This window comes from Serratia bockelmannii (assembly GCF_008011855.1).
GTDB lineage: Bacteria > Pseudomonadota > Gammaproteobacteria > Enterobacterales > Enterobacteriaceae > Serratia > Serratia bockelmannii.
On sequence record NZ_VOUX01000032.1, the window covers coordinates 207,126 to 215,372 of the forward strand.

Sequence of the window (8,247 nt, forward strand, 5' to 3'; positions counted from 1 at the left end):
CATGACGAGTCATTTCAACGCCATCATCGATCGCCACAACACCAGCTCCGTGAAGTGGGACTTCATCGACCGCTATCTGCAACTGGATGGCAGCGAACTGTTGCCGATGTGGGTGTCCGATTTCGATTTTCCATGTCCGCCAGAGGTGCAACAGGCGCTGCATCAGCGGGTGGACCACGGGGTCTTTGGCTACAGCGAACGTGACGACGCCTACTATCAGGCGGCGATCGACTGGTTCGCCAAACGGCACGACTTGCCGCTGCGGCGTGAGTGGTTTACGTCGATTGAGGGGGTGGTGCCCGGATTGGCGATGCTGATCCAACTGCTCAGCAAGCCGGGGGACGGTGTGGTGGTGCAGGGGCCGTATTATGGCTCGTTCGCCAAGATAGTCACCATGAATGGCAGAGAGGTGCTTGAGAATCCTCTGTTGAAAACTCCGCAGGGATATCGGATCGATTTCGACCAGTTGGCTGCCTGTCTGGCGCAGCGTAAACCGCCGCTGTTGTTGCTGTGCAATCCGCACAATCCGACAGGCCGTTGCTGGCGCCGCGATGAACTGGAGCGGCTCATGGCGCTTTGCCATACCCACGACGTTACGGTGATCTCCGATGAGATCTGGGCCGATCTGCTGCTGCCCGGCGAGACGTTTACGTCGGTGTTGCATCTGGACAAGAAATATCGCGAGCGAGCGATTGCGGCGACGTCCGCCAGCAAAACGTTCGGCCTTTCCTCGCTGCGCATTTCGAATTTCCTGATCCCCAACGCTCGGCTTCGGCAGGCGTTTGTCGATCGGCTGAATGCCCACGGGCTGGATGTGTTCAACGCGCTATCGATGACGGCGGCGACCGCGGCCTATCAACGGGGTGCTGTCTGGCTTGATGAGCTGCTCAGCTACCTGGCGGAGAATCGGCGTTGGTTTGAACGGGCGCTGGCGGCCGCCGCGCCCTGGTGCACGATGACCCAGGCAGAAGGGACCTATCTCGCCTGGCTGGATTGCCGTGCACTGGGTTTGAGCGATGCTGACTTACAGCAGGCGCTGGTGGCGGTGGCAAAGCTGGCTCCGTCGATGGGCAGCGGTTTCGGCCCGCAGGGGAGCGGTTTTATCCGCATCAACCTGGGGTGCCCGCGCCGGTATCTCGAGCGTGCCGTCGATGGGTTGGCACGCCTGAAATAACCGCGCAACGGACCCTCAATAGTGCGGCGGAGGGGTTTCTTCCGATTGCGAGGCGATCATTGAGGTTTGGGTCGAGCGCAGCTTGTCGGTCAACATGCGCAGGTGTTCGCGCATCTTCAGCATTTCCATTTGATGCTGGGTAACGGTCTGGTTGAGCTCTTCGATGGTGAGCTCTTGGAAAGCCTGACGGCTCTCCAGTTCTTCAAGCCGCTGTAGCAGGCGTTGAATGTCGGCGTTGTGCATGAGGCTACCTCTGACGCGATAAAATCCTGATTCGGCGCTATGGTAACAGCTGGCGCCGGGTTTGCTCGCGCTATTTCTTCAGACGGCGCGCAACGTTGCGATCGGCAGTGTAAAGTGCTGAAAAGTTGCGCGCCCGATACGCTGTTTTTTGCTAACCTCGCCGAATATTCTGCAAGAAAAATCTGATTTATCATGCGAGTAGCACTCAGGGGGAAACTTCTCGGCAAAGTGGGAGTCACACTTTGACTCGATTGGTTACCTGTGCGACTGTTTTGTTTTGTTTCAGGCAGCTATAGTAGCCCGGTTATCTTACCTAATGATTGTTTGGGGCATTGCTTCAGACACTGGAGAAATGGATGAAATCTTTGTTTAAAGTCACGCTTCTGGCAACCACCATGGCTTTTGCTCTGAATGCGACCCAGGTCATGGCAGCCGATGCCGCCAAACCGGCAGAAGCCGCTAAACCAGCGGACGCGGCAGCAGCGCCAAGCACCGGCAAGTTCAAAAACGACGACGAGCAAGCGGCCTACGCACTGGGCGCCTCTCTCGGCCGTTACATGGACAACTCTCTGAAAGAGCAAGAGAAGCTGGGCATCAAACTGGACAAAGATCAGCTGATCGCCGGCGTTCAGGACGCGTTCGCCAACAAGAGCAAGCTGAACGATGCCGACATCGAGAAGACCCTGCAGGGCTTCGAAGCGCGCGTGAAGGCTTCCGCTCAGGCGAAGATGGAGCAGGACGCCAAGGACAACGAAACCAAAGGCGCCAAGTATCGCGACAGCTTCGCTAAAGAAAAAGGCGTGAAGAAAACCGAATCCGGCCTGCTGTATCAGGTAGAGAAACCGGGCGCGGGTGAAGCGCCGAAAGACAGCGACACCGTGGTGGTGAACTACAAAGGCACCCTGACCGACGGCACCGAGTTTGATAACTCCTATACCCGCGGCGAGCCGCTGTCGTTCCGTCTGGACGGCGTGATCCCTGGCTGGACCGAAGGTCTGAAGCACATCAAGAAAGGCGGCAAAATCAAGCTGGTGATCCCGCCGGCCTTGGCCTACGGCAAAACCGGCGTTCCGGGCATCCCGGCTAACTCCACGCTGGTCTTCGACGTTGAGCTGCTGGACGTGAAAGCGGCGCCGAAAGCCGACGCTAAAGCCGAAAAACCGGCTGACGCGAAAGCCGATACCAAAGCGAAATAATCTCGTCGCTTTGTTTGCCACCGCCGCGGATGCCCTCCGCGGCGGTTTTCATTTTGGCCGCCGCCACCTCTCTCGCCATTGAACGCTTGACGCCTGCCGGGCATCGGGCTTAACGTCAATACCACGCGCAAACGCAAGGACTTTGCTCCGGCCGCTTTGCTAGACTAATAATTCTGACTTATCAGTCATGCGTCTGCCCCTTAGGGCGTGTACCTAAAATTGTTCCCGGCCGCCTCGCCCGCGGATGTCATCGTGCCGTTTTATGCGGCTCTCAGCCAGCCGCGCGGCGGCATGCCGACGACGGCAGCGATCCGGTCCGAGCGGTTTTAGCTGCGCCCCCTGGCACAGGCGATCTATGAGGGTGGTATCTTCGATGTCGAATTCGCTTTTATCCAGCGAAGCCAGCGAACTTGATTTGCTGAATGAACGTCCGTTTACTCAAACGGATCATGAAATCCTGAAATCCTATGAAGCGGTGGTCGACGGGCTGGCGATGTTGATCGGCGGCCACTGTGAGATCGTATTGCACGCGCTGGAAGACCTGAACAGCTCGGCGGTGCGCATCGCCAACGGGGAACACACCGGGCGCAAAATCGGCTCGCCGATCACCGACCTGGCGCTGCGCATGTTGCACGACATGGCCGGCGACGACAGCAGCGTGTCGAAAGCCTACTTTACCCGCGCCAAGAGCGGCGTGTTGATGAAATCGGTGACCATTGCCATTCGCAATCGCGAGCAGCGGGTGATCGGCTTGCTGTGCATCAACATGAACCTCGACGTGCCGTTCTCGCAGATCATGCAGACTTTTATGCCGCCGGCCACGCAGGACGTGCCGTCGTCGGTGAATTTCGCCTCTTCCGTCGACGATCTGGTGGCGCAGACGCTGGAGTTCACCATCGAAGAGGTGAACGCCGACCGCTCGGTGTCCAATAACGCCAAGAATCGCCAGGTGGTGCTCAACCTCTATGAGAAAGGCATCTTCGATATCAAGGATGCGATCAATCAGGTGGCGGATCGCCTGAATATCTCCAAACACACCGTGTATCTGTACATCCGCCAGTTCAAGAGCGGCGATCTGTTGGGAAGCGACCGTTGATGCTCGATTATTGTCTGTTGGTCACCGGCCCGGCTTACGGCACTCAGCAGGCCAGCAGCGCCTATCAGTTCGCTCAGGCTTTGCTGGCGAAAGGGCACCGGCTTTCCAGCGTTTTTTTCTACCGTGAAGGGGTGTTGAACGCCAACCAGCTGACCGCGCCGGCCAGCGACGAGTTCGACCTGGTGCGCGGTTGGACGCAGCTGGCGCAGCAACACGGCGTGGCGCTCAACGTCTGCGTTGCTGCCGCGCTGCGCCGTGGCATCACCGACGAGCAGGAGGCGGCGCAACAGGGGCTGGCAAGCGCCAACCTGCAGCCCGGCTTTACCCTGAGCGGGCTGGGTTCCCTGGCCGAAGCGTCGCTGAGTTGCGACCGTCTGGTGCAGTTCTGAGGATATGATGAAACGAGTCGCTTTTGTTTTCACCCACGGGCCGCACGGCGGTGCCGGCGGCAGGGAAGGGCTGGATGCGCTGCTTGCCACATCGGCGCTCAGTGAGGATTTGGGGGTGTTTTTTGTCGGCGATGGCGTATTGCAGCTGTTGCCGGGCCAGCAACCGGAAAAAATCTTGGCGCGCAATTACATCGCCACCTTCGGCGTGCTGCCGTTGTATGACGTGGAGCGCTGCTATCTATGCCAGGCTTCGCTGCAGGAGCGTGGGCTGAGTCAGGTGACCGATTGGGTGCTGGATGCCGAGGTGCTGGCGCCGGATGAATTGCGCCGCCAATTGGCCGGTTACGACGCCGTGATGACGTTTTAGGATCTTCTGATGCTGTATACCCTGAGCCATTCGCCAAACCAATGTGACTTACCTGCGCTGCTGCGCCTGGCGGCGGAGGGCGACGCGCTGTTGCTGCTACAGGACGGCGTGCTTGCAGGCCTTGCCGGCAGCGCTCATCTTGAATTGCTGCTCGCCGCCCCCATATCCCTTTATGCGCTGCAGGATGACCTGGAAGCTCGGGGATTGGTTGGTCATTTTTCGCACAAAATCACTGTCATCGGCTATAATCACTTCGTTGAATTAACCGAACAACACCGCAGCCAAATGGCCTGGTAATGAGAGTGATGTTGTATATTTCTTGACACCCATACTGGTCAGCCCTAAAATTCTGCGTCCTCGTACTCTGCCAATAGTGCATACGAGGGGATTTATCACATGTTTACGAAGCTAGTACGAAGCAAAAACCAGGAGCTTTTTTAATGGCAACAATTAACCAGCTGGTTCGCAAACCACGCTCTGTGAAGGCTGCTAAAAGCAACGTTCCAGCGCTGGAAGCCTGCCCGCAGAAACGTGGCGTATGCACCCGCGTATATACCACTACCCCGAAAAAACCAAACTCCGCACTGCGTAAAGTTTGCCGTGTGCGTTTGACTAACGGTTTCGAAGTGACTTCCTACATCGGTGGCGAAGGCCACAACCTGCAGGAACACTCCGTAATCCTGATCCGTGGCGGTCGTGTAAAAGACCTGCCAGGTGTGCGTTACCACACCGTCCGTGGTGCACTTGACTGCTCCGGTGTTAAAGACCGTAAGCAAGCTCGTTCCAAGTACGGCGTGAAGAAGCCAAAGGCTTAATGGTTCTCCGTTAAGTAAGGCCAAACGTTTTAACTTTAATGTCAAAATAAACTCGTAGAGTTTTGGACAATCCTGAATTAACAACGGAGTATTTCCATGCCACGTCGTCGCGTAATCGGCCAACGTAAAATCCTGCCAGATCCTAAGTTCGGATCTGAGCTGCTGGCCAAATTTGTAAATATCCTGATGGTAGACGGTAAAAAATCTACTGCAGAAGCAATCGTCTATACCGCGCTGGAGACCCTGGCTCAGCGTTCTGGTAAAGATCACCTGGAAGCTTTCGAAGTCGCTCTCGACAACGTTCGCCCGACTGTAGAAGTTAAGTCGCGTCGCGTTGGCGGTTCTACTTATCAGGTACCAGTTGAAGTCCGCCCGGTTCGTCGTAATGCTCTGGCAATGCGTTGGATCGTTGATGCTGCACGTAAACGCGGTGATAAATCCATGGCTCTGCGCCTGGCGAACGAGCTGTCTGACGCAGCAGAGAACAAAGGTTCTGCTGTTAAGAAGCGTGAAGACGTTCACCGTATGGCCGAAGCCAACAAGGCGTTCGCCCACTACCGCTGGTAATCACCTGGCTGTAGTCATGCTAACCAAGCGGGCGCGTCAAATCGGCCCGCTTGGGTTAACTGAACTTGAACGCCCTAGGAATAGAGGAATCAAATGGCTCGTACAACACCCATTGCACGCTACCGTAACATCGGTATCAGTGCTCACATCGACGCCGGTAAAACCACCACTACCGAACGTATTCTGTTCTACACCGGTGTAAACCACAAAATCGGTGAAGTTCATGACGGCGCTGCCACCATGGACTGGATGGAACAGGAGCAGGAGCGTGGTATTACCATCACTTCTGCAGCGACTACTGCTTTCTGGTCTGGTATGGCCAAGCAGTTCGAACCGCATCGCGTAAACATCATCGACACCCCAGGGCACGTTGACTTCACCATCGAAGTAGAACGTTCCATGCGTGTGCTGGATGGCGCGGTAATGGTTTACTGTGCTGTTGGTGGTGTTCAGCCACAGTCTGAAACCGTATGGCGTCAGGCTAACAAATACAAAGTGCCACGTATCGCGTTCGTTAACAAAATGGACCGTATGGGCGCTAACTTCCTGAAAGTTGTTGGCCAGATCAAATCTCGTCTGGGCGCTAACCCTGTTCCTCTGCAGCTGGCTATCGGCGCAGAAGACAAATTCACCGGCGTTATCGACCTGGTGAAAATGAAGGCGATCAACTGGAACGAAGAAGACGCAGGCGTAACCTTCGAATACGAAGACGTCCCGGCTGACATGATGGATCTGGCTGAAGAATGGCGCCAGAACCTGATCGAGTCCGCTGCGGAAGCTTCCGAAGAGCTGATGGAAAAATACCTGGGCGGCGAAGAGCTGACCGAGGAAGAAATCAAAGCAGCTCTGCGTCAGCGCGTACTGAACAACGAAATCATCCTGGTTACCTGTGGTTCTGCGTTTAAGAACAAGGGCGTGCAGGCGATGCTGGATGCGGTAATCGAATACCTGCCGGCACCAACTGACGTTCCTGCGATCAACGGTATCCTGGACGACGGTAAAGACACTCCGGCTGAGCGTCACGCAAGTGATGACGAGCCGTTCTCTGCGCTGGCGTTCAAAATCGCTACCGACCCGTTCGTAGGTAACTTGACCTTCTTCCGCGTGTACTCCGGCGTTGTTAACTCCGGCGACACCGTGCTGAACTCCGTTAAGTCTGCGCGCGAGCGTTTTGGCCGTATCGTTCAGATGCACGCCAACAAGCGTGAAGAGATCAAAGAAGTTCGCGCAGGCGACATCGCCGCTGCGATCGGTCTGAAAGACGTGACCACCGGGGACACCCTGTGTGATCCAGACTCTCCAATCATCCTGGAGCGTATGGAATTCCCTGAGCCGGTAATCTCTATCGCCGTTGAACCGAAAACCAAAGCTGACCAAGAAAAAATGGGTCTGGCTCTGGGCCGTCTGGCTAAAGAAGACCCGTCGTTCCGCGTATGGACTGACGAAGAGTCTAACCAGACCATCATCGCCGGTATGGGTGAACTGCACCTTGACATCATCGTTGACCGCATGAAGCGTGAATTCAACGTTGAAGCTAACGTGGGCAAACCTCAGGTAGCTTACCGCGAAGCGATTCGCGCGAAGATTACCGACGTTGAAGGTAAGCACGCCAAGCAGTCTGGTGGTCGCGGTCAGTACGGTCACGTTGTGATCGACATGTACCCACTGGAGCCGGGCTCTAACCCGAAAGGTTACGAGTTCGTCAACGACATCAAAGGTGGTGTAATTCCTGGCGAATACATCCCTGCCGTTGATAAAGGCATCCAGGAGCAGCTGAAGTCTGGTCCGTTGGCTGGTTACCCGGTAGTAGACATGGGTATTCGTCTGCACTTCGGTTCTTACCACGACGTTGACTCCTCTGAACTGGCGTTTAAACTGGCCGCGTCTATCGCCTTTAAAGAAGGCTTTAAGAAAGCGAAACCAGTTCTGCTTGAGCCTATCATGAAGGTTGAAGTTGAGACTCCAGAAGAGAACACCGGTGACGTTATCGGTGACTTGAGCCGTCGTCGCGGCATGCTGCGCGGTCAGGAATCTGAAGTGACTGGCGTTAAGATCCACGCTGAAGTACCGTTGTCCGAAATGTTCGGCTACGCAACTCAGCTGCGTTCTCTGACTAAAGGTCGCGCATCATACACCATGGAATTCCTGAAGTATGATGATGCACCGAACAACGTCGCTCAGGCCGTAATCGAAGCCCGTGGCAAATAAGCCGCAGGGTTAAAACCAAAGTCCCGTGCTCTCTCCAGAAGGGGAGAGCGCTATAGTAAGGAATATAGCCGTGTCTAAAGAAAAATTTGAACGTACAAAACCGCACGTTAACGTTGGTACTATCGGCCACGTTGACCACGGTAAAACTACCCTGACTGCAGCGATCACCACCGTTCTGGCTAAAACCTACGG

The 8,247-nt window shown here is 55.7% G+C and carries 11 protein-coding genes; 10 read left to right on the top strand and 1 reads right to left on the bottom strand.

The features are described from left to right. Position 1: 1 nt before the first annotated feature. The gene (locus tag FOT55_RS16545; RefSeq protein ID WP_025304504.1) at positions 2 to 1,174 is read left to right on the top strand and encodes a MalY/PatB family protein; all 1,173 of its coding nucleotides are present in this window, start codon (positions 2 to 4) and stop codon (positions 1,172 to 1,174) included. Between the two features lie 15 nt (positions 1,175 to 1,189). Here the strand turns inward: FOT55_RS16545 and FOT55_RS16550 are convergent, their stop codons facing one another. Next, positions 1,190 to 1,417, bottom strand: a complete 228-nt coding sequence (locus FOT55_RS16550; protein WP_025304503.1) for a SlyX family protein — start codon at positions 1,415 to 1,417, stop codon at positions 1,190 to 1,192. A gap of 356 nt (positions 1,418 to 1,773) precedes the next feature. Here FOT55_RS16550 and fkpA point away from each other — a divergent pair, with 356 nt between their 5' ends. From fkpA to FOT55_RS16595, 9 genes are all read left to right on the top strand, one after another. Further along, positions 1,774 to 2,613 carry an FKBP-type peptidyl-prolyl cis-trans isomerase gene (gene fkpA / locus FOT55_RS16555; protein WP_025304502.1) on the top strand — a complete coding sequence of 280 codons (840 nt, stop codon included), beginning with the start codon at positions 1,774 to 1,776 and terminating at the stop codon, positions 2,611 to 2,613. A gap of 373 nt (positions 2,614 to 2,986) precedes the next feature. Then, positions 2,987 to 3,709 (top strand): helix-turn-helix transcriptional regulator, encoded by a 723-nt coding sequence (locus FOT55_RS16560; RefSeq protein ID WP_004930418.1) that lies wholly within the window; start codon positions 2,987 to 2,989, stop codon positions 3,707 to 3,709. Further along, positions 3,709 to 4,098: a sulfurtransferase complex subunit TusD gene (tusD, locus tag FOT55_RS16565; RefSeq protein WP_060435108.1), complete on the top strand. Its 390-nt coding sequence runs from the start codon at positions 3,709 to 3,711 to the stop codon at positions 4,096 to 4,098. The genes FOT55_RS16560 and tusD overlap by 1 nt, the downstream gene beginning before the upstream one ends. Positions 4,099 to 4,105: 7 nt before the next feature. Then, positions 4,106 to 4,465, top strand: coding sequence for a sulfurtransferase complex subunit TusC (tusC, locus tag FOT55_RS16570; RefSeq protein ID WP_025304500.1), 360 nt, complete (start codon positions 4,106 to 4,108; stop codon positions 4,463 to 4,465). Between the two features lie 9 nt (positions 4,466 to 4,474). Continuing rightward, positions 4,475 to 4,762, top strand: a complete 288-nt coding sequence (gene tusB / locus FOT55_RS16575; RefSeq protein WP_025304499.1) for a sulfurtransferase complex subunit TusB — start codon at positions 4,475 to 4,477, stop codon at positions 4,760 to 4,762. A gap of 143 nt (positions 4,763 to 4,905) precedes the next feature. Further along, positions 4,906 to 5,280, top strand: coding sequence for a 30S ribosomal protein S12 (rpsL, locus tag FOT55_RS16580; RefSeq protein ID WP_004930426.1), 375 nt, complete (start codon positions 4,906 to 4,908; stop codon positions 5,278 to 5,280). A gap of 96 nt (positions 5,281 to 5,376) precedes the next feature. Continuing rightward, positions 5,377 to 5,847 carry a 30S ribosomal protein S7 gene (rpsG, locus tag FOT55_RS16585; protein ID WP_004956203.1) on the top strand — a complete coding sequence of 157 codons (471 nt, stop codon included), beginning with the start codon at positions 5,377 to 5,379 and terminating at the stop codon, positions 5,845 to 5,847. A gap of 93 nt (positions 5,848 to 5,940) precedes the next feature. Then, positions 5,941 to 8,055, top strand: a complete 2,115-nt coding sequence (fusA, locus tag FOT55_RS16590; RefSeq protein ID WP_025304497.1) for an elongation factor G — start codon at positions 5,941 to 5,943, stop codon at positions 8,053 to 8,055. Between the two features lie 70 nt (positions 8,056 to 8,125). Next, a partial coding sequence (locus tag FOT55_RS16595) for a GTP-binding protein (RefSeq protein WP_004202223.1) occupies positions 8,126 to 8,247 on the top strand: 122 nt, incomplete at its 3' end.

What these genes read in the sequence shown, in the direction of transcription:
- FOT55_RS16545 (WP_025304504.1), top strand. Translation starts at nt 2, where the DNA reads ATGACGAGTCATTTCAACGCCATCATCGATCGCCACAACACCAGCTCC.
- FOT55_RS16550 (WP_025304503.1), bottom strand. Translation starts at nt 1,417, where the DNA reads ATGCACAACGCCGACATTCAACGCCTGCTACAGCGGCTTGAAGAACTG.
- fkpA (WP_025304502.1), top strand. Translation starts at nt 1,774, where the DNA reads ATGAAATCTTTGTTTAAAGTCACGCTTCTGGCAACCACCATGGCTTTT.
- FOT55_RS16560 (WP_004930418.1), top strand. Translation starts at nt 2,987, where the DNA reads ATGTCGAATTCGCTTTTATCCAGCGAAGCCAGCGAACTTGATTTGCTG.
- tusD (WP_060435108.1), top strand. Translation starts at nt 3,709, where the DNA reads ATGCTCGATTATTGTCTGTTGGTCACCGGCCCGGCTTACGGCACTCAG.
- tusC (WP_025304500.1), top strand. Translation starts at nt 4,106, where the DNA reads ATGAAACGAGTCGCTTTTGTTTTCACCCACGGGCCGCACGGCGGTGCC.
- tusB (WP_025304499.1), top strand. Translation starts at nt 4,475, where the DNA reads ATGCTGTATACCCTGAGCCATTCGCCAAACCAATGTGACTTACCTGCG.
- rpsL (WP_004930426.1), top strand. Translation starts at nt 4,906, where the DNA reads ATGGCAACAATTAACCAGCTGGTTCGCAAACCACGCTCTGTGAAGGCT.
- rpsG (WP_004956203.1), top strand. Translation starts at nt 5,377, where the DNA reads ATGCCACGTCGTCGCGTAATCGGCCAACGTAAAATCCTGCCAGATCCT.
- fusA (WP_025304497.1), top strand. Translation starts at nt 5,941, where the DNA reads ATGGCTCGTACAACACCCATTGCACGCTACCGTAACATCGGTATCAGT.